Raw genomic sequence first — 25,437 nt, 5'->3', positions numbered from 1 at the left:
AACTTCAGTCTCTTATTAAAAAGGAATATTGCGTTCAACTTCATCTTGGAATGAAACCGAGGTTTACAAGATCATGAAGATGTACCATACCAACTGGTTTTTTAACATCATCAACAATTACAAGCTGCGTGATTTTGTAGGTCTCCATCATTTGAATAGCAACAGAAGCCAGTGCGTCTTTATCAATAATTTTTGGTGAGTCGCCCATCAGATCTATTGCTTTAAGATTTAATAAATTTTCTCTTTTTTCTATTGCGCGTCTTAAATCTCCGTCAGTTATAATTCCAATTAAAACGCCGTTAGCATTAACCACACATGTTGCGCCGAGTCTTTTTGTTGTCATCTCTAAAATTGCGGCGTGGAGAGGAGTATTTTCACTTACAATCGGAACATCATTTCCTTTTGTCATAATTTCATCGACTTTGAGTGTCAATCTCTTACCTAAATTACCTCCTGGATGGTAAAATGCAAATTCTTCAGCTGAGAAATTATTCGCTTTAAGTAGAGAAATTGCAAGAGCATCTCCCATTACAAGCGTTGCGGTTGATGATGAAGTCGGAGCAAGATCAAAAGGACATGCTTCTTCTTTCACGGAAACATCGAGTACAACATCGGATTCTTTCGCAAGAAGAGCTTTAGTATCGCCAACCATTGCAATAATTTTTGTGCCAATTCTTTTTAGTATTGGCAGTATGCGGACAATTTCCTGAGTGCTTCCGCTCTTTGAAATTAGAATAACTACATCTTCCTTTCGTACCATTCCAAGATCGCCATGAATAGCATCGCTCGGATGCATAAATAGTGCAGATGTTCCAGTGGAATTAAATGTTGCAACAATTTTACGCGCAATGATCCCAGATTTCCCAACGCCTGATATTATCACTCTCCCATTTGAATTCAAGATCAACTCAACTGCTTTAGAAAAACTATCATCAATTTTGTTTAATAGATTATGAATTGCATCCGATTCAATTTTAATTACATGTTTTCCGTTGGTGATTATTTCTTTTTTATTCATTCGTATTTTTTTAATTAACCTAAATAATCAATTTATTCAATCTTTTTTTATAGTGAACTGAGCGTCCAGAATCATATCAATTAATTCCCGAACTGCTCCCTTTCCCCCTTCGTGCTTTGTAACAATATGAACAATTCGTTTCACTTCCTTTCTTGCATTCTTAGGTGCGGCGCTCAAGCCAACTTTTTGCAGAAGCGGTATATCAAACAGGTCATCTCCCATAAATGCAATATTGTCTAATGAGAATTTATATTTCTTAGCAAACGACTCGGCTGGTGGAATTTTATCTATAGTTCCTTGAGCTACGTCAGTAATTTTTAAATCCTTCGCCCGCTTTTCCACTATTGCCGAGTTTCGTCCGGTGATTATTCCGACTTTAATTCCTTCGTGATGGAGCTTTTCAATCCCGTATCCATCGTGAACGTTGAAAGTTTTCACTTCCTCTCCGCCGGAAGAATAAACAATACTTCCATCCGTCAGCACACCATCGACGTCAAGAATTAGCATTTTAATTTTTTTTAATTTCTCTTTTACTTCTTTTTTCATTTTTCTTTAATCAATTGATCAATTTTCTGAACTGAAATTAAAAGTTGCTCCAATTCTTTCAGAGGAAGCTGCGATTCAGCATCGCTCAACGCAGTTTTAGGATCGGGATGCGTTTCAAGGAACAGTCCATCTATTCCAACTGCTGCTGCGGCACGCGATAAATATGGAATAAATTGAGAAGCTCCACCAGATTTTCCTCCCAAGCTTGGAATTTGTACCGAATGAGTTGCATCCATTATTACAGGATAACTAAGTTCTCTCATAATTACGAGTGAGCGCATATCAACAACTAAGTTATTATAACCAAACGTCGTTCCTCTTTCGGTGAAGAGAATTTTTTCGTTTTGAGTTGATTCAATTTTATTTGCTGCAAATTTCATATCACTCGGTGCAAGAAATTGTCCTTTTTTTACATTAATAACTTTTCCTGTTTTTCCTGCGGCAATTAGGAGTTCCGTTTGTCTGCAAAGGAATGCTGGAATTTGTAGAACATCTACTATGTCTGCAGCGGCTGATATTTCTTCAACTGTGTGAACATCTGTAAGAATTGGAAGATTAAATTGCTTTTTAACTTCACCTAAAATTTTCAACGCTTCATCGTCGCCAATACCAGTAAACGAATCGACCGAAGTGCGATTTGCTTTTTTATATGAGGATTTAAAGATAAAGGGAATTCCAAGTCTTGTAGTAATTTCTCGTATTTTTTTGGCGGTAGAAAAAATCATTTCTCTCGATTCGACGACACAAGGACCTGCAATTAGAACGAATGGATTGTTATCCCCTATCAGAATGTCTTTACACTGAACTGTTCTCATTTTTTTCCTAATTGATTTCCCAAATTATAAGTTTCAAAACAGACTGCTTTCGGGCTTCGCTTTATTGATATTCAAAATTTTTAATGCGGAGTCTGTTGATTCCCGCCCACGTGGCGTGCGTTTAATAAATCCTTGCTGAATTAAGAAGGGCTCATAAACTTCTTCGATTGTTCCTGGATCTTCATTCACAGAGACTGAGATTGTATTCAATCCCACTGGTCCGCCTTTATATTTTAAAATAATTGTACGAAGAATTTCTTTATCCATTTCATCAAGTCCGAATTCATCTACATCGAGCATCGAGAGTGCTTTCTTAGAAATGTCGATACTGATCACTTTTTTACTCTCTACATCTGCGAAGTCTCTTGTGCGTTTCAAAAGACGATTTGCAATTCTTGGAGTACCGCGGGATCGTTTTGCAATTTCAAATGAAGCGTCTTTATCAATTTCAATATTTAAAATTCCTGCTGAACGATTTATAATGGAGAAAAGATTTTCCGACTCATAATAATCTAATCGAGAATTTATTCCGAATCGATCGCGAAGAGGCGAGGTTAAAAGTCCTGCGCGAGTCGTTGCTCCAATCAGAGTATATTTCGGGAGTTTTATTTGAACAGTTCTTGCATTTGGACCGGAATCAATCATTATATCGATCTTGTAATCTTCCATTGCAGAGTAAAGATATTCTTCAACCACTGGACTTAAGCGATGGATTTCATCTATAAATAAAACAGATTTCTCTTCGAGGTTGGTAAGAATTCCAGCTAGGTCGCCAGGTTTTTCTAATACTGGTCCGGAAGTTACTTTTATTTTCACTCCAAGCTGATTTGCAATAATGTGAGCTAAAGTTGTTTTTCCAAGTCCCGGAGGGCCTGTTAGTAAAACATGGTCTAAAGCTTCTTCTCTAATTAATGCGGCTTGAATAAAAACTTTTAAATTATCGACAATTTTTTTCTGTCCTACGAACTCATCAAAAGTCAGTGGCCTAAGATTTTTTTCTAACTCAGCATCATCCTTGTTTCGCATTGGTGCAGTATTTTCTGATTTACGCATGGTGATATTAATCTCTTAGCTTTTCATTAATTAATTCAGCAAGACTATCTACGAAACGTTTCGCATTTTCGTATTGTTCAATTGATTCACTTTTCGAAACAATAAAAAAATCTAAATGATCACTTTTAATTCTATAATTTTGTGCTCCCATAATTATCTTAGCAAGTTCTTCGTCAATAAGTTTTGACTTTATGTACTTATTTATGAAGAAAGATATTATCCCTGAATGCTTTCTTGAATCAAATTTATCGAAAGCAAGAAGGTCTCTCGTTGCGTGGAAAATTACATAGTAACTACAGTTAAGCGACTTTGAAAAACTCCCCGATTCAATCATCATTGCAGAATTTTTTAATTCTTCAAATGCTTTTTCTAATCGATAATTTGCAAGGTCTCTTATTGCTTCATCCATACAGAGTAATTCCCTTTAAGACGTTTTGATAAAACGGGACAACTTCAAGATACTTTTCAAATTTCTTTGAATTTTCCAAGATTATTGAAGGTAGTATTTCATGTTTAATGCAAATTGTTGTCGCAATTTCCGAAATTCTATTGTTATAATTAGCAAACTGATCTTCTTCAATATCCACTAATGCCAAAATATCAATATCAGAATCATCGTCAGGAGTACCATAAGCATATGAACCATATAGAATAATTTTTTTGAGATTCGACTTCAATAACGATTTTAATTCATTTGATATCTCTTGTGAAATTAATTCTCGTTTTGCATCGCTCTTTTTCATAAAATTTATGCTAATTTAACTATTAATAGAAGGGTTTTCAATTAGCATCGAATCAAAGTTTTGCAATTTCCGATTATTTAGAAGCAACCTCTTCATAATAGTTCTTATAGTCAATAATGGCTTTATATATTGATTCAGCAAACTGCTGTTGTCCTGATGAAGTGTTTAGAAATCTTTCGTCAGTAGGATTGTTAAGGAATGCAGTTTCTATAAGAACGCTTGGCATTGAAGCTCCAACTAATACATAAAACCCTGCCTGCTTAACTCCATTTCTTTTCAGTGGAAGCGTCTTTCGGAATTTGTCGTCTAATATTTCCGCAAATTTTTCACTGTGTTTAACATTTGCTGTTTGATACATTGCCGTAAGAATAAAATTTTCATCTGAAAGATGTTTGTATCTTTCTTCATACCCTTCCTCAAGCTTGATAACACTGTTCTCTCTTTCGGCGATTTTTATAGCATCCTCTGATCTCCCAGGACGAAGAAGATAAATTTCATATCCTTGAGAGTTCCCAGGACGGGCAGGAGTAGAATTGCAGTGAATTGAGATAAATAATTTTCCATTGTTTTCATTTGCAATTTGTCCTCGTCTGTACAACTCGATGAATCTGTCGTCGCTTCTTGTATAAACGAGTTTAATATTTGGATTATTATTTTTAATAATACTTCCAAGTTTTAACGCAATTGCGAGATTAATATCTTTTTCTTTAGTTCCTTTATAACCAACTGCCCCGCCGTCTTTTCCGCCATGCCCCGGATCGATTACAACGATATCGAACGATATATTATTCTTATTTGTTTGCCGAAGATTTCTAGTTTCACGAATTTTTTCAACCACATCCGGCCTAACGTGCAACAGAATCAAAATATCGTTTGTTCCTTTTTCAGAGACAACTTCGTTGCTTTGAAGATCGAAATTAAGGATCAATTTAATGTCTGTTTTATTTTGTTGCTGAACTGAGGTAACTTCAGCAATCAAACCGTTATTAATTTTTGTGTTAAATTTTTCAGGATTAACCGTCAAATTATTTAGTCTTAGATAAAATGTTTTTGAAGCGTAATTTTTTGAAACACTTCTAATTGGTTTTTTAGACTTCAGTCTAAAAATATACCCATTTGATTTTTCCGTTAAGGTGAAATCGTAAATATCATAATTTGATGGCGTGCGTGCTGGCGTTTCAATTTCGCGTTTAATCTCAGAAACTGTATTGGGTTGTTCCACGGTAGACTTTGTTTCTGGCTGAGTCGGGAGCGATGAGACGATTCCGGAAATTCGCCCGCTCTCTAGACGAATTATGTTCGTCCGATGGTCAACAGTTAAAGTCCTTTCGCTAACCCTGTTAAAAAATTCTATGAAATTATTTATAGGAACATATATTGTCCCATATCTATAATCCGATTCTACATCGATCTGGTGAGAAAGTTCAATTCCGGATCTGCTGCGATAAACTAAATACGGATTGAATGCGCTTAGTGTTAACTCCCCATCCTTTAAATTAATCACCTGTTGCAAATTGGTGCGGTCAATCGAGGAGCTAAGTTGAAGCGCTTTAGTGATATCATCAATCGAGCAAAACGTAATGGCTTGATTTTTATATGAAGCAACTAGAAAATTTGTGCTGGTATTCTGATTATAGATAGTAAAATAAAACATCTGCCCAAATGCAGAAGTGTGAATTAATAAAATTAGTATGCTGGTAAAGAGTTTTATTTTCATTTTCGGCTCAAACAGTATCTCAAACAAAATAAGTGAATCTAATTAATTTGTAAAGCTGACTCTTGCATTTGTGACCTCGCTGAATTAGTTCTTTTCTCGATTACGAGTCTAATTTCATCAAACATGATCTTTAAGAAGCTAATTGTCTCCATGTAATTTTCAAAGTTTATTAAAAATTGCAGCTTAAGTGTTTTCGATTTTTCTTCAATTTTTACTTCTTTGTAATAATTTTGATTCAAAAAACTTAAGATGTGGGTAAAATATTTTTCATAATACCAGGAATGCTCTTTGTTTGGAAAGTTTAGCGAAACACTTTTGGGCGCAATTTCAATTCTTTCAAAACATGCCTTTGAACCGAGAAATCTTAGTTTAGCAAGCTCAATCAAATTCTGCACGTTCTCTGGAATTTCTCCATATTTATCTTGAATCTCGAAGTAAATATTGTCCAATTCAGATAAGTCTTTTATAGTAAAAAGCTTAGTGTAATAATATAATCGTTCATCTTGAAGTTCAATATATTCTGATGGGATGTTATAGTCAAAATAAACGTCCAATGTTGTTTCAATTCTTTCGGACAAATCTTGTTCAGAAATTTTGAACAGTTCGCTAAACTCCTTTTCCTTTAATTCTGTAACTGCTTCCTCAAGGATATTCATGTACATTTCAAATCCGACAGATTGAATAAACCCGCTTTGTTCTGTTCCTAATAAATTTCCGGCACCTCGAATCTCCAAGTCTCTCATAGATAAGTTAAATCCGCTACCAATTTCGCTAAATTCTTCAATTGCCTGAATCCTTTGGACAGCATCTTTTGTAATTGAAATAAGAGATGGGACAAATAAATAAGCATAAGCTTGTTTATTTGTTCGCCCTACTCTTCCACGGAGTTGATAAAGTTCAGCTAAGCCGAATTTATCCGCGCGATTAACTATAATCGTATTTGCATTTGGAATGTCCAATCCAGATTCAATAATTTTCGTACAGACTAAAACATCGAATTTTTTACTTAAAAAATCATGTAGAACTGTTTCCAGCTTGGACGATTTTAATTGACCATGAGCTGTGCAGAATTTTGCCTGTGGAACATTTTTTTGGAGATATAAAGTCATTTTATCGATTGAAGCAACGCGGTCGTGAACAAAAAATATCTGACCGCCGCGTCCAATCTCAAACATAATTACTTCGCGAATCTTTTGAATGTCAAACTTCGAGATTTCAGTTATGATCGGCAGCCTATTCGGAGGAGGTGTTGCGATAATTGATATATCCTTTGAGCCTGCAAGTGCCATATTTAATGTTCGCGGAATTGGTGTAGCTGTTAAATAAATAGTATCCACGTTTGCTCTCGCTTGTCTGATTTTTTCTTTCGCTACAACTCCAAACCGGTGTTCTTCATCGATTATTAGCAATCCAAGATCTTTAAATTTTACATCTTGAGAAAGCAGTCTGTGCGTTCCAATTACAACATCAATTTCTCCCCGTTCTAATTTTGCCAGAATCTCTTTCTGCTCAGATTTTTTAATAAATCTTGAAAGTGCTTTTATTTGAATCGGATATTTTGAAATTCTATCTAAAAATGTGTTGTAGTGCTGTTCAGCAAGAATTGTTGTTGGAACAAGAATCGCAACTTGTTTGCTGTCCATCACTGCTTTGAAGGCGGCTCGAACTGCCACTTCCGTTTTTCCAAATCCAACATCACCACAAACTAATCGATCCATCGGCGAAGAAGATTGCATGTCGTTTTTGATCTCATTTGTAACTTTTATTTGATCAGGGGTATCTTCGTAGTAGAAGCTTGCTTCTAGTTCTCTCTGCCAGACAGTATCCTCCGAAAAGTTAAATCCTTGTGATGATTTTCTTTGAGCATATAATTTTATTAAATCTCTAACAGCATCTTGAATTTTCGATTTTATTCTTTTTTTTGTTGTTTTCCACTCATTTCCTCCAAGTTTCGATAGGTTCGGCTCAACGGACTCTTTAGACGAATATTTTTTTACTTTACTCAGATAGTTGATATTTACATAAACAGCATCTTTCTCAGCATAAGCAATTTTCATTACTTCGTGCGGAAGGTTTTGCACTTTAATTTTTTCCAATCCTAAAAACTTACCGATTCCAAAATCCGAGTGAACAACATAATCCCCTTTTTTAATCGTATTTAGAAAATGTTTTGGTGCACCTTTCAGCTTTTTTGTATACTTAGTCGTGATATAAAATGGTCTATTGAAGATTTGATGCTCAGTAAAATATGCGATACAAGATTTTTCATCAATGAAACCTTCGCGAAGAGGCAAAACATTTATTTTAACTTTTCCTTCATCAAGCAGAAGTTGAAAATTTTCTGAATACTCGTAAACTAATTCTATGAGTCGCTCAGCATGACTCTGCTGCTCGGCTAATATTATAGTTGTAAATCCAGATTCTGCAAGTTTTTTTATTTCAGTCTCTAAAATTTCAAGATTCGAATTTATTGATGGAAGATGCCTTGCTTCCAATTTAATTACTTCGTCAGTATAGAACTCTTTTTCAATAATTAACTTTGTTGATTTGAAATCATTTCTGTTACCATACTCGGTTTGTTCGTACTCATTCAAAATTGTGAAGCTCTTTTCGGCAAAATCCAGTAGTGTAGTCTTTCCAGATGGACTTATTGAATTATCCGTTGAATAAATCGAATAATTTTCAATAAAAGAAAATGATCGTTGGCTTTCGGCATCAAAAAGTCTCATTGAGTGAATTTGTTCTCCGTCAAATTCAATTCTTACCGGACTCGAATGACTGAATGAAAATATGTCTATCAACGATCCCCTAACAGAATATTCTCCCCTAGCTTCTACAAAATTTTGTCTCTGATAATTCAGTGCTTCCAATATATCTATTAAATCGTCGTAACTTGTTGAAATATAAGGAGTTAGAGCGATGTTATTTTTCTCAAATTCTTCTTTTGTCAGAATTGACTTAAACAGCGTTTCATATGACGTTATAACTATTTTATTTTCTTGTGATATTTCCTGAAGTACTTCTTCTATAGATGGAGTGTGAAGGTCTATGTTCTCAAAAGAAAACAGTATGGAAGATTTATCATAGCCCCATAATTCTAGCTCAGCTTTAAGTCGTTTTCCGGTTGTAAAATCTTTAAAGGGAACAAATACTGTTTGACCTTTTTCAAAAAGTTTTATTACTAAAATTGTTTTTAGACTGCCAATTAGATTTTTTACATAAAGAGGCTGGTGTTCATCGAATGCTTTAAGAATAGAATCGATTAATTCAAAATTACCAAAAAATGAATATAAGTTTTTCTTGAAGTCCACTTATCAAAAATTACCTTCAATCGCTTTTCGAACAAATCCATCGGATTGCTCTAATCTTTTTTGAGCTTCTGCGTATGATACTTTTGCTCGAATCATAACCAGTGCGGTTTTCACATGCCCCTTGGCTTCTGCTAAATACTTTTCAGCTTCTTCATAGGACACACCTGTGATTGTCATTACGATTCTTTTTGACCGCTCAACTAATTTGAGATTCGTCATTTGCAAATCGATCATCATATTTTCATAGACTTTACCAATTCTTATCATTGAAGCTGTAGTAATCATGTTTAGGACTAACTTCTGTGCTGTTCCACTCTTCATTCTTGTTGAACCCATAACGACCTCAGGTCCAACTTCTGGACAAATGGCTACATCAACATCGAGATTGAACTCGTTTCTTGGATTACAAGTCACATAGATCGTTTTGGCTCCAATCTCGCGAGCTTTTTTTACTGCACCTATTACGTATGGAGTTCTTCGACTCGCAGCGATTCCGCAAACTGTATCATTGGAATTTACTTTTGCTTTGATAACATCTTTAGCCCCATTTTCTTCTTTATCTTCAGCTCCCTCTTGAGCAACAAACATTGCAGCATTTCCTCCTGCAATAAATCCTTGCACCATCGCTGGAGGAGTCCCAAAAGTTGGCGGACATTCTGCTGCGTCAACAACTCCGATTCTGCCGCTTGTTCCAGCGCCGAAATATAAAAGACGTCCCCCATTTTTGAAGGAAGCAACTACTAATTCCACCGCTTCGACAATGTAAGGAATTTCTTTCTCCACAGCATATGCTACGAGCTTATCATCTTCATTTATTATTTTCAGGATATCTTCTGTCTCCATCGAATCAATATCCATACTTCTTTGATTTCGTTGTTCGGTAATAAGATTCTTTATTTCTTCAAATATTATTTTAGACTCTTTCATCGAAAATTCTCCACAGTGACAATATATTTTTTGTTTAGGTTATTTTCGTTTCCTGGTATATAAATTAATGGACTTGCTGAAAATTCCAAACTCGGATACATTTTTTGTGCTTTTCTTATTTCATTATTAAGTTCGCCGCCTTTCATGGCAGAAATTTTCCCTCTGTTCAAATTTTTAAACAGTGGAATAGAGTAGTTTATTAGTGCTAAAAGATCTGATGTGGCTCGGCTAATAATTAGGTCAAAGCTTTTTTTATAACTTTGCCGGAACGAACTAGATTCAACTCTTGTCCAAAGTGTCTCAACATTTGAGAGATTCAATGTTTGGACAATTTCGGACACGGCATCAATCTTTTTTTTGGTGGAATCCACCAGTAGAATCTGGCTTTTTTCGTATTTGATAGAATAAGGAATTCCTGGCAATCCGCCTCCTGTCCCAATGTCCAATACACTTGAATGGTTCCCAACAATGTTCGAAAAAACATAACATGGTAAAATGTGCCTGATCAGTACATCATCAACATCTTTCCGTGAAATCAGATTTAGTCTCTGATTATGAACTTTCAGCAAATCAGCATAATTCATCAATAAATTCGCTTCTTTTTCTGAGAGTTTAATACCGTTATTTAAAAAAACTTGAAAAATCTCCATTAATTTATGTTTCACGTGAAAAATCATTTAAGATAGACTAATAAAATAGACAAATCTGAATGCCTGATGCCCGAAATTCTACTCGCTTGTCCAATAGATCTTGGCCGAATTCTTTCAAGCTTTTCCCTGCTCTCTGATGAAAGCGATTTTATTTTTGAGTAATCAAAGTTTTTTGGAATAATTGTTTCCTCACTCTGATGAAATTTCTCAATTTCCTCGTTTTGGCGTTTTATGTAGCCTTCATACTTAATCTCAATTTCCGCCTGTTTGAGAGCTGACTTATAGATATCGTCCTTTTTAATCATTCTGTAATCTCCAAATTCTAGTAATTTAGACAAGCCTATTCCAGATCTTTTAACCAATTTAGATATTGATTCATGTTGATCAATTGGTTCGTTATTTGTTTCTCTTAGATAAGGATTCACAATCTCTGGAGAAATGAATTTTGTATCGGAATATGAAATAACTTTTTCAATCTCTTTTTCTTTTTGGATAAGAGAATCATAAGTCTCTTTATCGATCAACCCCATCTCATATCCGTATTTCATCAATCTTCTATCGGCGTTATCTTGTCGTAGATTCAATCTGTATTCTGCCCGAGAAGTAAACATTCGATACGGTTCTTCAGTACCCTTATTTACAAGATCATCGATTAAAACTCCGATGTAAGCTTCTGATCTTTTAAGAATCAGAGGATTTCTCTTTTGAACTTTTAGGGCAGAATTAATTCCAGCTATAATTCCTTGAGCGGCAGCTTCTTCATATCCTGACGTCCCATTTATCTGACCGGCAAAAAATAATCCATTAATAAGTTTTGTCTCTAGCGTCAACTCAATTTGATGCGGTGGAAAATAATCATATTCAACTGCATAACCGGCTCTGATCATCTCAGAGTTTTCTAATCCCGGGATAGTCCTCAATGCTCGCAATTGTATATCAGCTGGGAGGCTGGAAGAAAATCCATTTACATATATTAAATCCGACTTCAATCCGTCCGGTTCAAGAAAAAGTTGGTGACGGGATTTATCTCTAAATCTATTTATTTTGTCTTCAATAGAAGGGCAATATCTGGGCCCAACTCCTTTTATTCTGCCTGTAAAAAGCGGCGAATCAGCAAAACCTTCTTGGAGAACTTCATGAGTTTTTTCATTTGTGTAGGTTATGTAACACGAAATTTGTGGTAAACAAAGCCCTTTAGTAACATGAGAGAAGAATTCTGGTTCGGTATCACCAGATTGCTCTTCTAACTTTGAATAATCTATTGAATTCTTATGAAGTCTTGGCGGAGTGCCTGTTTTTAATCTTCCGCTAATAAAACCGAGTGATATTAACATTTCAGTTAATCCCTTTACTCGAGCTTCCCCAGCTCTTCCTCCCTCTTCTTGATCTTTTCCAATGTGCATAACAGCATTTAAGAATGTTCCGGCAGCAATAACAACACAATCACAATTGATTTTTTTATTTCCAAGTTTCAAACCACGAATAGAAGCATCAGAAATTAATATTGATTCAATAGTCCCCTCGATTATATCGAGGGCTTCGATTTTCTTAAGCACTCGCAATGCTTCAATCGAGTATAATTCTCGGTCTGACTGACATCGCGGGGACCAAACTGCAGGGCCTTTTGATTTATTTAGCATTCTAAATTGGATTGCGGTTCGATCGGCGAGTCTTCCCATTAAGCCCCCCAAGGTATCAATCTCTTTTACTAAATGTCCCTTTGCCGTACCGCCAATGGCTGGATTACATGACATCCGTCCAATTGCGTTTTTATCCATAGTAATTAGTGCAACCGAACAGCCCATTTGTGATGCAGCGGCTGCAGCTTCGATCCCCGCATGTCCACCACCGATTACAATTATGTCATACCTATCCTTCACAAAATACTCGATGTTTCACATGAAACGTTTATTTTCCTATACAGAATTTTGAAAAAATTGAATTCAAAATATCCTCTGAAGTTATTTCCCCTGTTAGTTCTTTAATATAGTTTATTGCTTTTCGAAGATCGATTGCTACAAATTCACCTGATTGATTAGATCTCATACTTTCTAGTGATTTTTTCAGAGCATCAACTGCTAAACTAAGGGAATTATTTTGCCTAATATTGGAAACCATTGAGGAGTCTTCTGAATAAATTTTATTTGTTTCGATGAATTCATTAAATACTTTAAACAATTCATTAAATCTCTCTCCGGTTTTGGCAGATATTAGAATAGTTTTATTATGATCTGCGATTTTAACATCAGGATTCAAATCGCACTTGTTTACGATTCGAATGATCTCTTGATTCGATTGCAATGCTTGGTAATAATTTTCTAATTCATCGTTTGGAAATTCACTATCGGTTACAAAAAAAATTAAATCTGCCTGACTTATAATTCTTCTTGCTCTTTTTATTCCTTCTTCTTCAATAACATCGCCTGGACTTCTCAGCCCGGCCGTGTCATAAATTCTAAACAATGTGCCATTAATAACAATTTCTTCTTTTATTAAATCTCTTGTAGTGCCTGGGGTTTCGCTAACGATTGCTCTCTCATCGCTCAAAATTCTGTTTAAAATACTTGATTTACCGACATTTGGCCTGCCAGCAATTACTGTATTTACACCATCAAAGATATATCTTCCGGTTTTATAGGTTGCAATTAAGTCCTCGATATGTCCAATTATTGTCTCAATCTTTTGAACAAGTTCGGACTTGTCCAAGAACTCTAAATCCTCATCCGCAAAATCAAGTTCGAGTTCAATTAAACCTATTGCCTCAACTAAATAATTCTTTATTAGATGGATTTTGTTCGACAAAAAACCGTCCAATTGATTTTTCGAACGAATCAGTGCCGTGTCCGAACGCGATTGGATAATTTCTGCGACGGCTTCAGCTTGCAGTAAATCAATTTTTCCATTCATAAACGCTCTTTTTGAAAATTCTCCGGGTTCGGCAAGTCTTGCACCATGAAGAATAAGCAGCTCCAAAATCTTTTTACCGATCAAACCACTTCCGTGGTAGGAGATTTCAACTGAATCTTCGCCCGTATATGAATGAGGCGCTCTGAAGATTGAAACGAGCACATTATCAATGTTAGATTCTAATTTTCCATAATGGATTGTATGACTATTAACCTCTTGCAGATCAACTCTTCCGCTAAAAACTTTCTTCCCTATCTCAATTGCATTGGGGCCGCTCAATCTAATTACTGAAACTGCTCCAATGCCAGCTGGAGTGATTACAGCACAAATTGTGTTTTCGTTCTTATTCATAAATTGATTCAAATTTAAGAAAATTAAACTCATATATATATCCTGAATTTGATACTCTCCTTACATTAGTTTTTGATTAAATTATATCTGATGATTACGCTGACCGATTTATTTTTGATTTCCTGAATTTGTACCTTATCTTTAATTAATGAAATATGAGAATACTTACTTCATTCAAATAGACGACGTAACTATTGGTAATTCTGTTACTGACGAGTATTTTTTTTGCGATCTAGAAAAATGTAAGGGTGCTTGCTGCACGCTTGAAGATGCGTATGGCGCTCCTTTAACAATCGAAGAAGCAAATATTCTCGCAAAAGTTGCTGAGGAAATTAAACATTATCTTCCAACAAAGAGTCAAGCCGCGCTGAAGAAATTTGGGCCTATAGAGAAACACAAGGGCGGCTATCACACTCGTACAGTTGAAGAGAGAGAATGTATCTTCGTTTATTGGGAAAATGATGTCGCAAAATGTGCTGTTGAAAAATCATTCTTTAAAAGTGAGATAGATTTTAGAAAACCGATTTCATGTCACTTATTCCCGATTCGAAAAAACTATTTCGGTCATGATGTGCTACGAGCTGAGTTCCTAAAAATATGCGACGTGGCAATGACGAAAGGGCTTGATTCAAAAACTTTTGTTTATGAATTTTGTAAAGATTCTCTTGTGCGGCTTTACGGCACAAAGTGGTATGATAAATTGCGAAAACTTGTTAACGATCACGAACAGTCAAAATGTTAAATCTTAGTCAAAAATTAGCTCAGCAGCTCAAAATGCTGCCCCAGCAGATACAGTACCAAAAATTATTGCAGCTGAACAATCTTTCACTGGAATTACGGATTAAAAACGAACTCGATATTAATCCACTTCTTGAGGAAATTCCTATTGAGGAAATTTCACTTGATCAAACAAGAGAAGAGGAGTCTGATTCAGGAGAAGAAAGTTTCGAATTCGATTCTAATGACGAATATACATTTGAAGATTTTTTAAATGACAATCTCGATGGCTATAAATCAACCTCCCAAACAGATACCGAAGAACAAGCCGATATCCCAGCACCTGATAGACCCTCATTAAAAGAGCATCTGATTTCTCAATTGCGATTACTAAATCTTGATGAAGATCAGTACAGACTGGGAGAGGAGATTATCGGATACATTGATGAAGATGGATATTTAACCTCCGATTTGCATGATATCGTAAAAGACTTGGAGCTTTTCGATCATATCAAAATTTCTCACGAAACGGCTGAACGGATCCTCCGTCAAATTCAACATTTCGATCCGATAGGAATTGGTTCTCGCACTTTACAAGAGTGTTTATTGATACAAATGGAGGAAAAGGAGCTTCATGACGATCTGAAAAATCTCGTAATCAAAATATTGAAAGACGCTTACGAAGATTTTACTCAAAAGCGTTATGAAGCGCTTCAGGAAAAATTCAAGATTACGCGCGAGGAATTAAAAGATGCATTAAACATTATTCAGCATTTAAATCCAAAACCTGGGGAAGGGGATTCTCTTCTTGCAAGCTTAAATCAAATTACTCCAGACTTAATTGTCGAAAAAGTTGAGGGAAGATTCGTTGTATTTTTAAATGAAAGGAATCTACCTCAATTGCGGATTAATAATTCATACGAAGCATATTTATCGCAAAGAGGGAAGAGGGCAAAAAATAAATCTGAAAAAGATGTAAAAAAATTTTTACGTGAAAAACTCGACTCGGCAAAGTGGTTCATCGAATCTATCAACCAAAGAAAGATTACGATGCTTCGAATTATGAATATGATCGTTGAAAAACAACACGACTTCTTCGAACTTGGAGAAAAGCACTTGAAACCGATGATCTATAAAGACGTTGCCGAGCCGCTGCAACTCGATATTTCAACAATCAGCAGAGTCGTGAATGGGAAATACGTTCAATCTTCTGTTGGAATTCATGAATTGAAATATTTTTTCAGTGAGGGACTTGAAACCGATTCCGGCGAAGAAATCTCAAATAAGAATGTTAAAATTCGAATCGAAGAAATCATTTCTTCGGAGGATAAAGAGAAACCTTTTACCGATGAAGAGCTGGGTGAAATTCTGAATAAAGAGGGGATAAAAATTGCACGAAGAACTGTTGCAAAATACCGTGAGCAGCTTGGACTTCCTGTAGCAAAACTTCGAAGGGAATTATGACCCATGCCATCGATGTATTAATTATTCTTTTTCTTTTTACGATTTTCGCCTCCATTCACTCTATTACTGCCTCGCTAAAGATTAAAGATTATTTTAAAAGTCGTTTCGGAGAAAAAATTGCATTTTATCGATTGGGGTATAATCTAATCAGTATTCTTACACTTATAATTTTTTGGGAATTCTCTCCAAAGCCTGAAGTATATATTTACGACCTTACTCCTCCATGGGATATTATTATAGTAATTTTTCAAATTTTATCTCTAATTGGATTCCTTTGGACTTTCAAATATTTCGATACGATGGAGTTCCTTGGTGTTAATCAATTAAAAAGATTTTATAAAGGCAATCCGGTCACTCTATACGATGAAAATCCAACTTTGAATATGACCGGACCAAACAGATTTTCTAGACATCCATTATATCTATTCGCGATTTTATTTTTAGCTTTTCGTCCTTATATGTCGCTGTTTTATTTTGTATTTTTGATTTCAGCTTCGGTCTACTTTTGGATCGGCTCGTATTTCGAAGAAAAAAGATTATTAAAATATTTTCCTGATGAATATCCAGAATACATGAAAAACGTCTCAAGAATATTTCCGATCAAACATATAAAAAAGTTGTTTTCAACCGCAACTAAGACATTTTTAACTCTTACAGTTTTAATCTCTATTTTTAATCTCGAAAGTGCCAATGCAAAGCAACAACATGATTCAGTCTTAGTTGATTTTGGGATGAAAGTTATTACTGTAAATGAATTTCAAAAACGATTTGAATTGACCCCTTGGCCGCGGCGAAATGTTAGAGAAATAGATGAGGAAATTAAAACCGAATTTCTCAATACACTAATTGCAGAAAAATTAATGGCAATTGAAGCGGAAAGCATTACTATTGACACATCAATTGCACTTTCGAGTGCATATTTGCAGCTTGAGAAAATGTTTGTTCGTGATGCTCTTTATAAACGCGAAATAAGAGATAAAGTTGTTATTTCTAAAGAAGAATCTGATAATGCATTTGCGAAAAGTTTAGTAAAAATATACTGCCATTATATATTTGCAAATGACTCTGCACACGTCTACGACATTTACAAGAAACTGATCGGCGGAGAAGATTTCGATTCCATTCTTTCAGAACGTCCAGAATTTGAAAATCAAAAATCTCCGTTTGAAGTCACTTACGGAACTCTTCCAGAAGAAGTTGAAAATATTATTTACAGAACCGAACCAAAAACATTTACCGCTCCAGTCCAAGCTGATCATGGTTATTATATTTTCAAAGTCGATAGCGCACATTTTGGAATCGTAATGGGCTCAACGGAATCGAATGATGCTCATAGAAAAGCGCAAAAAATTCTTAACGAGCGATTAGAAAGCAAAAGATATAGCGAGTATTTTATAACTTTTTTTTCGTCGAAAAGGGGAGAAGCGGACGGAACAGCGTTTTGGACTCTTGCCGATCCTTTAATCCAAATCTTGCAGTCAAAATTTACAATTAAAGAAAAGCTCGTAAAAAATAAATCGATGCTCGATCCAAACGATGTGGAACAAATTGAGAATCAACTCGGTGAACAGATAAAAACTACATTAATAAAAATTGATAATCGAAAAATCTCGATCGGAGAATTTTTACGTGCAATTTTATTCAAGACCTTCGCAGTTGAAGATTCATCACGCGAATTTATTGCTAGAAAAATCAGCCAGTCGATAAAAAGTTATATGGAGGATGAATTTCTTGCTGCCGAAGGGTATAGACAAGGTCTTCAACATCAGCCGGAGGTAAAATCTGACTTAGAGATGTGGAAAAATTTTTATTACAGCGTTTGGATAAATCGTGCGTGGCGCGAACAAAATAAAGTTCTCGATCATGAAATCGAAGAATATTTAAAATCACGATCTTCTGTAATTAAAAATATTGTTTTAGTAAATGTTCAAGAAGTTCTTGTAGATAGTTTAGATCAGATCGAATTTTTACTGCAACAATTAGAAAAAGGGGACGACTTCGGCGAACTTGCGAGAAAATATTCCAAAAGGAAGTGGGCTGCCGAAAAAAATGGTGAGCTTGGATTTTTTCCAAGTACTATGTATGGAGAGATAAGAAAGAATGCTGCTAATTTAGAAGTCGGTGAAATATTTGCTCCCGTCGAATCTGCGGATGGTTATTCGATAATAAAATTGTTGGATAAAAGAACAGAATCACCGAATGAAATAACCGATTTTGAAAACGTGAAAGAAAAATATCGCTCTGACTTATTTGAAAAGAAATTCAACAAATTTAAAGACAAGCATGTTGCGGAGCTGGCTCAAAAATATGTTAAAAAAATAAATTACGAATTGTTGAACAAAGTGAAAGTTAGTTCGTTAAATATTTTTTCTTATCGGTTCATGGGATTCGGGGGAAGAATTTCTGCCGTGCCTCTCATTAACCGATATACAAGCTGGTACGATGAATGGTTAAAATTACAAAAGAAAATTCCATAGGTTTTTTATGACAGAAAAAATTCGAGCAACCACAATTGTAGGATTAATTCACAAAGGGAAAGCTGCGCTTGGTGGAGACGGACAAGTCACTCTCGGTCAAACCGTAATGAAACACAATGCAAAAAAAATTCGAACACTTTCAAACGGAAATGTTGTTGCCGGATTTGCTGGTGCTTCTGCTGACGCATTTACTTTACTTGAAAGATTTGAGGATAAACTGGAACAATATCGCGGCAACTTAAATCGTGCCGCCGTCGAACTCGCAAAGGAATGGCGTACTGATAAATATTTAAGACGCCTTGAAGCGTTACTTGCAGTTGTATCAAAAGACAAAGCATTAATCATTTCCGGAACTGGTGATGTAATTGAACCGGACGATAACATTGTTGCAATCGGTTCTGGAGGAAGCTATGCTCTTGCCGCGGCAAAGATGCTAACAAAACACAGTAAGCTTTCCGCAAAAGAAATTGTAGAAGAAGCTCTTAAAACTGCTTCAGAAATTTGTATCTACACAAACAGTAATATTGTAATTGAGGAGTTATAAACGATAATATGCCTAAGAAAAACGAAAACGGATTTCAAATTAAAAGTTTAACGCCATCGCAAATTGTACAGGAATTGAATAAATATATAATTGGGCAAGATGCCGCAAAACGAGCGGTTGCAATTGCGTTGAGAAACAGATGGAGGCGTCAACAAGTTCAGCACGGACTGCGAGAAGAGATTCTACCAAACAATATTATCCTTATTGGTCCGACTGGAGTTGGAAAAACCGAAATCGCAAGAAGATTGGCAAAACTTGCAAACGCACCCTTTCTAAAAGTTGAAGCTTCAAAGTATACTGAAGTCGGTTATGTTGGCAGAGATGTTGAATCAATGATTCGTGAAATCACAGACATTTCTGTTAATATGGTTAAATCTGAAAAAATGGAATTAGTTCAAGACAAAGCAATAAACCTTGCGGAAGAAAAAATTCTCGATATGCTAATTCCGCCGATTAAAAAATCGGTTAAAACTGAAAATGCAGAAAATGGTGAACATCCATCAGAAACAAATGAAAGCACGCGAGAAAAATTCCGGTTAAAACTAAAAAGCGGTGAACTTGATGAAAAGATGGTTGAATTTGATGTTACTGCTGAATCCTCAGCGATGATGCAAGTGTTTGGTCCGTTCGGCCCTGATGATTTAGGAATAAACGTCCAAGAGCTCTTCAGCAATGTTCTTCCTAAGAAGAAGAAAAAAAGAAAAATGCCTATCAAAGAAGCAAGAAAAGTAGTAGCTCATGAAGAATCACAAAAATTGATCGACATGGATGCGATAATCAAAGAGGCAATTTTTAAAGCTGAAAACTCTGGAATAATTTTTATTGATGAAATTGATAAAATTGCAGGACAAAGCTCAAAGCAAGGTCCAGATGTTTCACGTGAGGGCGTTCAGAGAGATTTGCTTCCAATTGTTGAAGGTTCAACTGTCAATACAAAATACGGCGCGGTAAAATCGGATCATATCTTATTTATTGCATCAGGCGCTTTCCATGTTGCAAAACCATCTGATTTAATTCCCGAATTACAGGGAAGATTTCCAATCCGAGTAGAACTTCAAAGTCTTACAGAAGAAGATTTCATAAAAATTCTCACTCTCCCTGAAAACGCTTTGCTTAAACAATATGCAGCATTACTCCATAGCGACAAGGTAGAAATCGAGTTTGACGAATCGAGCATTAATGAAATTGCTAAAGTGGCAACCGAGGTGAACGAACAAGTAGAAAATATCGGCGCAAGAAGACTTCATACAATTTTAACAACTTTGCTAGAAGATATTCTCTTCGGAGTTCCAGATCAAATCAAAGTGAAGAAGATCGTAATTGATAAAAAATTGGTAGAGGAAAAATTAACTTCAATTGTAAAGAATCGGGATTTGAGTAAGTATATACTGTAATTTTGAATAAAGTTTGATTTTAATTAGTTTATTTTGGACAAAAGGTTTTATGACAGTAGATGAACAAGTAAAATATTGGATCAAAGCTGCCGAAAATGATCTTCCCGTACTAGAAAATCTTTTTCAAGGGAAGCATTATCTTTGGTGTATGTTCGTCGGTCATTTAATTTTAGAAAAAATCATAAAAGCACATTTTGTCAAAGATAATAAACAAAATCCTCCAAGAACTCATGATCTATTAAGGCTTATTGAAAAGACTAATCTATCCATTAATGAGGACCAAAAATTATTCTTGGATGAAATTAATGATTATCAACTCGAAGCAAGGTATCCAGATTATAAATTTTCAATACAAACATCTCTGAACTTTGAAAAGACAAAACAAAAATTAGAGAATATTAAGGCAATATTTGAATGGCTGAAGTCCCAGCTAACATAATTAATGTCGTTAAAAAGTTTATTAATGAACTAGAATTGAATAACTTCAGAATTCAAAAAGCTGTACTTTTTGGATCATATGCTAACAGTTCATATAATGAATGGAGCGATATTGATTTAGCTTTAGTCTCAGAAGATTTTGAAGGCAATAGATTTAACGACAGACAAAAGATTCGGAAAATAAAAGCAAAGATCGACTTTTCGATTTCCCCCTTTCCTTTTCGTCCTGAGGATTTTGACTTGAGCGATTTTTTTGTTCAAGAAATCGTTCGAACGGGAATTGAGATAAATTAGATTTTATTACAATCCAACTAACTAAGCTCGATAATAAATTCGATTCATTAATTTTTTTTTACTTCATTATTGGTTATTTTGAGACCAAAATTGATAGGAGCTGATGCAAAGCGAACAATTAAATATAAAAAATCTGGTCGAAGAAGCCTGCGAAATTTTAAATACAAAATACTCTGTCGAGGAGGACGTTTACCTAATTGAAGTTACAACCGAAGAAGATAATTCGGTTGAAGTTTCAATTTATCAAAGCATCGACTCGTTCGATGTTGAAAAGATAGACTGTACTGTGACAATAGGCCCGATTGTGAAAAACTTGGACCTGCTTTACACTTTCCTAAAAAATAATTTTGAACTTGATTATGGCTCTTTTGCTATAATTAACGAGGATGGCGTTGATCTTTTAATAATGGTAGATAGTCTTTTGCTTGAATCCTGCTCTGCCGAAGATTTAGCTTCTGTAGTGCTTTATATGGCTGAAGTCTCACACGATACTGAAGCACTTTTAATGAAATATTCATAATTAATTTTGAAAATTGCTTACTCGTTTAACTAGCCTGTTTTTAACATTTTTTTTCATCTACAATTCGACTTTCCCTTCCCAAACTGATTCATGGAGCAGTTATAGTAGCGAGGTTGGGGAGATAGTCCTAATGGACATAGCGGACTCAACAGAAATAAAAGCAGACTCAATCACGATTCCGATAACTTCAATAGATACTGCAGCCGTTCTCGATTCGCTTCGGAAAGTTCTTGCCGCTGATTCTGTAATCCCGATAAAATTATCTCGTGTCAAAAATCCTTTTTCGGAAATCTTCATTTCACAGAATGATTTACTGCAGGATAATTTTATTAACTTATACTCTCGACTCGGTTTTCTTCCAAACAGTTTTTATAGAAATCTCGGCACGCCTGGAGGGATCAATGAATTGATAATTCACGGAAACGGATTCAGAAATGTCTCTCTTCTATTAGACGAAAAAAATATCAATGATCCTTTCACAAATACTTATGATCTATTGGATTTTCGCTCCGAAGAAATTGAATCGATTGAAATTATCCCTAATCCGCGTGCATTTCTATTGGGAAACTCGAACGAGAGTCTTTCAATTATTTTGAACTCAAAAGAGTTGTATTCGCAGCTTCCTTATTCACGAATTAAATATATTGAAGCTCCCTACGATAACTTGTTCATTGACGGAATGTTCAATGCGAATTTTCACCGAAGACTAAATTTTGATTTTGGGCTAACAAAGCACTCTCAGCCAGGCAGATTTAAAAACAGTGAAAGAGATTTGTGGGCGGGCAAGGTTAAACTGTCACATTTCTTTTCAAATTACATCAATTGGAATTTTGCATATCGATATTCAAAATCTCTTGTGAGATTCAATGAAGGAATTTCAACTAATAAAATAAACCTGCGTCCAAATGAAACAATTGAAGATGTGCTATATGATGAGTTGAGAGCTCCGGTCGTAAATGAAGATTCGTACCACAAATGGACAAAACATAATTTGGATTTAGAAGTTAGAGGAAATTTCTTTGAAAATAACAGAAGCATCTCTTCATTGAATTTATATTTCGCTCAATCACAAAGAGAATTTAGAGATGGAGAGAAGGAATCAGTTGGATGGAAAATTCACAACGATCATTGGTCAAAAGTCTGGGGCGCTAAGTTTAAGCAAAATTATACTCTCGGCTTTACTGAAATTGAAACCGCTGTACTCCTCGAAAGAAAAATCTTGGAATCATCATTTATCCCTGGGAAAAAACTATATAATGAATTTCAATCGTATTTTCTTACTGAGTTTAATCTTTCAAATTTCATTAAACCTGCTTTTTATATAAAGTATTACAAACAGAAGCGAATTAACGCTTCCCACCTTAGTTTTGGTGGTGATTTAACTATTGCTCTATTTAATAATTTACATTTTTACACTGGAGCATCACGCGTTTATTACAATCCGTCCCCTGACGAAATTGCTTACGACATTTATAACAATCTTTATGAACTTGGGAGAAGAACAAGTCTTTACTCAAGCGCTGCATATTTTACTGATATTATATCGCTAACATTCGATGTATTTTACCATCAAAACGAAATTGTTAGAAAGAACTACAATGCCGGTGGATATCCTTCAATTGCATATTTACAAAGTCAGGAACTTCAAAATGGAATAGACAAATCCTTCCCTAAAAAATCTGTTAGAATGGGAGGAAGTTTTTCTGGACGAGTAAATCTATGGAAACTAAGTCTGCAGTTTAATTCCTCGTTGAATAAGTTTACTGAAGAAAATATTTTAAGCATTTTTCAACCTCGCATTACTGCAAATGTCGGATTATTCCTTAAGGATAAATTTTTTCACGAAAGCTTAGATTTGAACGCTGGAATCCGTGCCAGCTTTTTCACTTCATACAATGGACTCGGATTTTCTCCTGAAAAAATTTATTACACTAATATACGAACCGTTGATTCTCTCGACTTCAATTATTCAAATATAAAAATTCCATCAAACTACAAAATAGATTTAGTCGTATCCGGAAAAATAAAAGAATCGGCAATAGTTTACCTATCAATTGAAAATGTTACTAACAGAAAATTTTATCTCGAGCCGTTTTATCCAATAAATGATATCGGATTCCGATTTGGAATAGCTTGGGAATTTCTCGATTAATCACTGTAATCTGTGGCAAAAACAATAAACAAAATCATCACAATCTTCGGTTCATCCTTTCCAAAACCCGGAAAAGATGAATACGAATTCGCTTGCAACCTAGGTAAAAAGCTGGGGAAGAGCGGTTTCGATATTTGTAATGGCGGATTTTACGGTACGATGGAAGCTTCCGCGAAAGGTGCGGCTGAAGCCGGAATCAGTACTATCGGCGTGACGATCGATTCATTTGGATTAAAGGCAAATAAATTTATTCAGACTGAAATAAAGTGTAAAAATCTTTTTGAAAGAATCTCGAAACTTATCGAGCTTGGGGATGGATATATTATTCTGAAAGGAGGAACAGGTACATTACTTGAATTTTCCGCTGTATGGGAATTAGCAAATAAAAAAATGATTAAGAAAAAACCTCTGGTCGCTTACAAAGATTACTGGAATGATCTGGTTAAATTAATTGATCAAAGAATGATTTTAGAAAAGAGGGATAAGGGAATTGTCTTCTTAAGTGATAATATAGAAGAAATTGTTTCATACTTAAAATTCTGTTTAGAAAAATAATTAATTGTTATGACACCTAAATGGCTTGAATGGTCTCAAAAACTTCAATCGCTTGCACAATGCGGATTGAATTACACAGACAACGAATTCGAAATCGAACGATATAATCTGATTCAAGAAATTGCATCCGAAATGATCTCGTATCAATCAGGGGCGGACAAATCCGAAATCAATAAGTTCTTTGCAAGTGAAATGGGACATTCTACGCCCAAAGTCGATGTCCGCGGAATCGTCTTCAAAGGGGACGAAATTCTGTTAGTGAAAGAAAAAGCCGATGGGAAATGGACCGTACCCGGCGGGTGGGCAGATGTCGGCTCAACTCCAAGCGAAAATGTTGAACGAGAGATTTTCGAAGAATCAGGTTATCGAGTTAAAACAAAAAAAGTCCTGGCTGTTTACGATCGGAATAAACAAGGGCACACACCATTCATTTATCATCTCTACAAAATTTTCTTCCTCTGCGAAATCATCGGAGGTGATGCGAAAAGAGGAATTGAAACAGATGAAGTGGAATTCTTCGCAGAAGATCAATTGCCCGAACTTTCTACTGGTAGAATTACCGAAAAGCAAATCTCAAGATTCTTTGAACACTTGCGATACCCGGATTTGTCAACAGATTTTGATTGATCAAACAACTCTGTTTATTCTTCATATCTGAACGCATTATAATATCTAATAAGTAGTTCATTATTTGATATATTTAGTTCATCATCATTTACTATAACTCGCGATTACTATTTTTCAGCAACTTTTGTTAACTTAAAACGTCAGACAGTTGAAAATGCTTAAATCTTTCCATAACATTTCCACAAAAACATAAAGGATTCATTTATGCCAAAAACCA

The 25,437-nt window shown here is 35.2% G+C and carries 23 protein-coding genes; 11 read left to right on the top strand and 12 right to left on the bottom strand.

What is annotated here, in order from left to right:
- Positions 1–40: 40 nt before the first annotated feature.
- The 12 genes from FJ213_02880 to mnmE form a co-directional block, all read right to left on the bottom strand.
- Positions 41–1,018 carry a KpsF/GutQ family sugar-phosphate isomerase gene (locus FJ213_02880; protein ID MBM4175105.1) on the bottom strand — a complete coding sequence of 326 codons (978 nt, stop codon included), beginning with the start codon at positions 1,016–1,018 and terminating at the stop codon, positions 41–43.
- Positions 1,019–1,054: 36 nt separating this feature from the next.
- Positions 1,055–1,564 carry an HAD-IIIA family hydrolase gene (locus tag FJ213_02875; GenBank protein MBM4175104.1) on the bottom strand — a complete coding sequence of 170 codons (510 nt, stop codon included), beginning with the start codon at positions 1,562–1,564 and terminating at the stop codon, positions 1,055–1,057.
- Positions 1,561–2,379 carry a 3-deoxy-8-phosphooctulonate synthase gene (locus FJ213_02870; GenBank protein MBM4175103.1) on the bottom strand — a complete coding sequence of 273 codons (819 nt, stop codon included), beginning with the start codon at positions 2,377–2,379 and terminating at the stop codon, positions 1,561–1,563. The genes FJ213_02875 and FJ213_02870 overlap by 4 nt, the downstream gene beginning before the upstream one ends.
- Before the next feature lie 33 nt (positions 2,380–2,412).
- Positions 2,413–3,432, bottom strand: coding sequence for a Holliday junction branch migration DNA helicase RuvB (gene ruvB, locus FJ213_02865; GenBank protein ID MBM4175102.1), 1,020 nt, complete (start codon positions 3,430–3,432; stop codon positions 2,413–2,415).
- Between the two features lie 7 nt (positions 3,433–3,439).
- Positions 3,440–3,841: a HEPN domain-containing protein gene (locus tag FJ213_02860; GenBank protein MBM4175101.1), complete on the bottom strand. Its 402-nt coding sequence runs from the start codon at positions 3,839–3,841 to the stop codon at positions 3,440–3,442.
- Positions 3,834–4,175: a nucleotidyltransferase domain-containing protein gene (locus FJ213_02855; GenBank protein MBM4175100.1), complete on the bottom strand. Its 342-nt coding sequence runs from the start codon at positions 4,173–4,175 to the stop codon at positions 3,834–3,836. The genes FJ213_02860 and FJ213_02855 overlap by 8 nt, the downstream gene beginning before the upstream one ends.
- Before the next feature lie 73 nt (positions 4,176–4,248).
- A complete protein-coding gene (locus tag FJ213_02850; protein ID MBM4175099.1) occupies positions 4,249–5,892 on the bottom strand; it encodes an N-acetylmuramoyl-L-alanine amidase in 1,644 nt (547 codons plus the stop codon).
- Positions 5,893–5,930: 38 nt separating this feature from the next.
- Positions 5,931–9,203: a transcription-repair coupling factor gene (mfd, locus tag FJ213_02845; protein MBM4175098.1), complete on the bottom strand. Its 3,273-nt coding sequence runs from the start codon at positions 9,201–9,203 to the stop codon at positions 5,931–5,933.
- Positions 9,204–9,206: 3 nt separating this feature from the next.
- Positions 9,207–10,130, bottom strand: coding sequence for an N-acetylmuramic acid 6-phosphate etherase (murQ, locus tag FJ213_02840; protein MBM4175097.1), 924 nt, complete (start codon positions 10,128–10,130; stop codon positions 9,207–9,209).
- Positions 10,127–10,807: a 16S rRNA (guanine(527)-N(7))-methyltransferase RsmG gene (rsmG, locus tag FJ213_02835; GenBank protein MBM4175096.1), complete on the bottom strand. Its 681-nt coding sequence runs from the start codon at positions 10,805–10,807 to the stop codon at positions 10,127–10,129. The genes murQ and rsmG overlap by 4 nt, the downstream gene beginning before the upstream one ends.
- On the bottom strand, positions 10,804–12,660 hold the full coding sequence (gene mnmG / locus FJ213_02830) for a tRNA uridine-5-carboxymethylaminomethyl(34) synthesis enzyme MnmG (GenBank protein MBM4175095.1): 1,857 nt from the start codon (positions 12,658–12,660) through the stop codon (positions 10,804–10,806). The genes rsmG and mnmG overlap by 4 nt, the downstream gene beginning before the upstream one ends.
- A 28-nt stretch (positions 12,661–12,688) precedes the next feature.
- Positions 12,689–14,038, bottom strand: a complete 1,350-nt coding sequence (mnmE, locus tag FJ213_02825) for a tRNA uridine-5-carboxymethylaminomethyl(34) synthesis GTPase MnmE (GenBank protein MBM4175094.1) — start codon at positions 14,036–14,038, stop codon at positions 12,689–12,691.
- 148 nt (positions 14,039–14,186) lie between these two features.
- Between mnmE and FJ213_02820 the strand changes: the two genes are divergently transcribed.
- The 11 genes from FJ213_02820 (at position 14,187) to FJ213_02770 (ending at position 25,220) form a co-directional block, all read left to right on the top strand.
- Positions 14,187–14,780 carry a DUF3109 family protein gene (locus FJ213_02820; protein MBM4175093.1) on the top strand — a complete coding sequence of 198 codons (594 nt, stop codon included), beginning with the start codon at positions 14,187–14,189 and terminating at the stop codon, positions 14,778–14,780.
- Entirely contained in the window at positions 14,774–16,219 is a 1,446-nt protein-coding gene (gene rpoN, locus FJ213_02815; GenBank protein MBM4175092.1) for an RNA polymerase factor sigma-54, read from the top strand. Before FJ213_02820 ends, rpoN begins: the two co-directional genes overlap by 7 nt.
- Complete coding sequence (locus tag FJ213_02810; GenBank protein MBM4175091.1) at positions 16,216–18,696, top strand: hypothetical protein; 2,481 nt, start codon at positions 16,216–16,218, stop codon at positions 18,694–18,696. The genes rpoN and FJ213_02810 overlap by 4 nt, the downstream gene beginning before the upstream one ends.
- A gap of 7 nt (positions 18,697–18,703) precedes the next feature.
- Positions 18,704–19,240, top strand: a complete 537-nt coding sequence (gene hslV / locus FJ213_02805; protein MBM4175090.1) for an ATP-dependent protease subunit HslV — start codon at positions 18,704–18,706, stop codon at positions 19,238–19,240.
- A gap of 8 nt (positions 19,241–19,248) precedes the next feature.
- Positions 19,249–20,634 (top strand): ATP-dependent protease ATPase subunit HslU, encoded by a 1,386-nt coding sequence (gene hslU, locus FJ213_02800; protein ID MBM4175089.1) that lies wholly within the window; start codon positions 19,249–19,251, stop codon positions 20,632–20,634.
- 49 nt (positions 20,635–20,683) lie between these two features.
- Positions 20,684–21,073: a HEPN domain-containing protein gene (locus tag FJ213_02795; protein ID MBM4175088.1), complete on the top strand. Its 390-nt coding sequence runs from the start codon at positions 20,684–20,686 to the stop codon at positions 21,071–21,073.
- Positions 21,049–21,366 (top strand): nucleotidyltransferase domain-containing protein, encoded by a 318-nt coding sequence (locus FJ213_02790; GenBank protein MBM4175087.1) that lies wholly within the window; start codon positions 21,049–21,051, stop codon positions 21,364–21,366. Before FJ213_02795 ends, FJ213_02790 begins: the two co-directional genes overlap by 25 nt.
- Positions 21,367–21,469: 103 nt before the next feature.
- The gene (locus FJ213_02785; GenBank protein ID MBM4175086.1) at positions 21,470–21,886 is read left to right on the top strand and encodes a hypothetical protein; all 417 of its coding nucleotides are present in this window, start codon (positions 21,470–21,472) and stop codon (positions 21,884–21,886) included.
- A 130-nt stretch (positions 21,887–22,016) separates the two neighbouring features.
- Complete coding sequence (locus FJ213_02780) at positions 22,017–24,038, top strand: hypothetical protein (protein ID MBM4175085.1); 2,022 nt, start codon at positions 22,017–22,019, stop codon at positions 24,036–24,038.
- 24 nt (positions 24,039–24,062) lie between these two features.
- A complete protein-coding gene (locus FJ213_02775; GenBank protein MBM4175084.1) occupies positions 24,063–24,593 on the top strand; it encodes an LOG family protein in 531 nt (176 codons plus the stop codon).
- A gap of 9 nt (positions 24,594–24,602) precedes the next feature.
- Positions 24,603–25,220, top strand: a complete 618-nt coding sequence (locus tag FJ213_02770) for an NUDIX hydrolase (protein MBM4175083.1) — start codon at positions 24,603–24,605, stop codon at positions 25,218–25,220.
- Positions 25,221–25,437: the final 217 nt, after the last annotated feature.

It is taken from the genome of Ignavibacteria bacterium (assembly GCA_016873845.1).
Classification (GTDB): Bacteria; Bacteroidota; Ignavibacteria; order Ch128b; family Ch128b; genus JAHJVF01.
Note: the sequence above shows the minus strand (reverse complement) of the source record. Positions and strands in the feature narration are given on the sequence as shown.

Coding starts and splice junctions, on each gene's coding strand:
- FJ213_02795 (MBM4175088.1), top strand. CDS start 20,684: ATGACAGTAGATGAACAAGTAAAATATTGGATCAAAGCTGCCGAAAAT.
- mnmE (MBM4175094.1), bottom strand. CDS start 14,038: ATGAATAAGAACGAAAACACAATTTGTGCTGTAATCACTCCAGCTGGC.
- FJ213_02770 (MBM4175083.1), top strand. CDS start 24,603: ATGACACCTAAATGGCTTGAATGGTCTCAAAAACTTCAATCGCTTGCA.
- FJ213_02810 (MBM4175091.1), top strand. CDS start 16,216: ATGACCCATGCCATCGATGTATTAATTATTCTTTTTCTTTTTACGATT.
- hslU (MBM4175089.1), top strand. CDS start 19,249: ATGCCTAAGAAAAACGAAAACGGATTTCAAATTAAAAGTTTAACGCCA.
- FJ213_02855 (MBM4175100.1), bottom strand. CDS start 4,175: ATGAAAAAGAGCGATGCAAAACGAGAATTAATTTCACAAGAGATATCA.
- rpoN (MBM4175092.1), top strand. CDS start 14,774: ATGTTAAATCTTAGTCAAAAATTAGCTCAGCAGCTCAAAATGCTGCCC.
- FJ213_02860 (MBM4175101.1), bottom strand. CDS start 3,841: ATGGATGAAGCAATAAGAGACCTTGCAAATTATCGATTAGAAAAAGCA.
- FJ213_02880 (MBM4175105.1), bottom strand. CDS start 1,018: ATGAATAAAAAAGAAATAATCACCAACGGAAAACATGTAATTAAAATT.
- FJ213_02820 (MBM4175093.1), top strand. CDS start 14,187: ATGAAATATGAGAATACTTACTTCATTCAAATAGACGACGTAACTATT.
- FJ213_02790 (MBM4175087.1), top strand. CDS start 21,049: ATGGCTGAAGTCCCAGCTAACATAATTAATGTCGTTAAAAAGTTTATT.
- hslV (MBM4175090.1), top strand. CDS start 18,704: ATGACAGAAAAAATTCGAGCAACCACAATTGTAGGATTAATTCACAAA.
- rsmG (MBM4175096.1), bottom strand. CDS start 10,807: ATGATTTTTCACGTGAAACATAAATTAATGGAGATTTTTCAAGTTTTT.
- FJ213_02785 (MBM4175086.1), top strand. CDS start 21,470: ATGCAAAGCGAACAATTAAATATAAAAAATCTGGTCGAAGAAGCCTGC.
- FJ213_02875 (MBM4175104.1), bottom strand. CDS start 1,564: ATGAAAAAAGAAGTAAAAGAGAAATTAAAAAAAATTAAAATGCTAATT.
- FJ213_02850 (MBM4175099.1), bottom strand. CDS start 5,892: ATGAAAATAAAACTCTTTACCAGCATACTAATTTTATTAATTCACACT.
- FJ213_02780 (MBM4175085.1), top strand. CDS start 22,017: ATGGACATAGCGGACTCAACAGAAATAAAAGCAGACTCAATCACGATT.
- ruvB (MBM4175102.1), bottom strand. CDS start 3,432: ATGCGTAAATCAGAAAATACTGCACCAATGCGAAACAAGGATGATGCT.
- FJ213_02870 (MBM4175103.1), bottom strand. CDS start 2,379: ATGAGAACAGTTCAGTGTAAAGACATTCTGATAGGGGATAACAATCCA.
- murQ (MBM4175097.1), bottom strand. CDS start 10,130: ATGAAAGAGTCTAAAATAATATTTGAAGAAATAAAGAATCTTATTACC.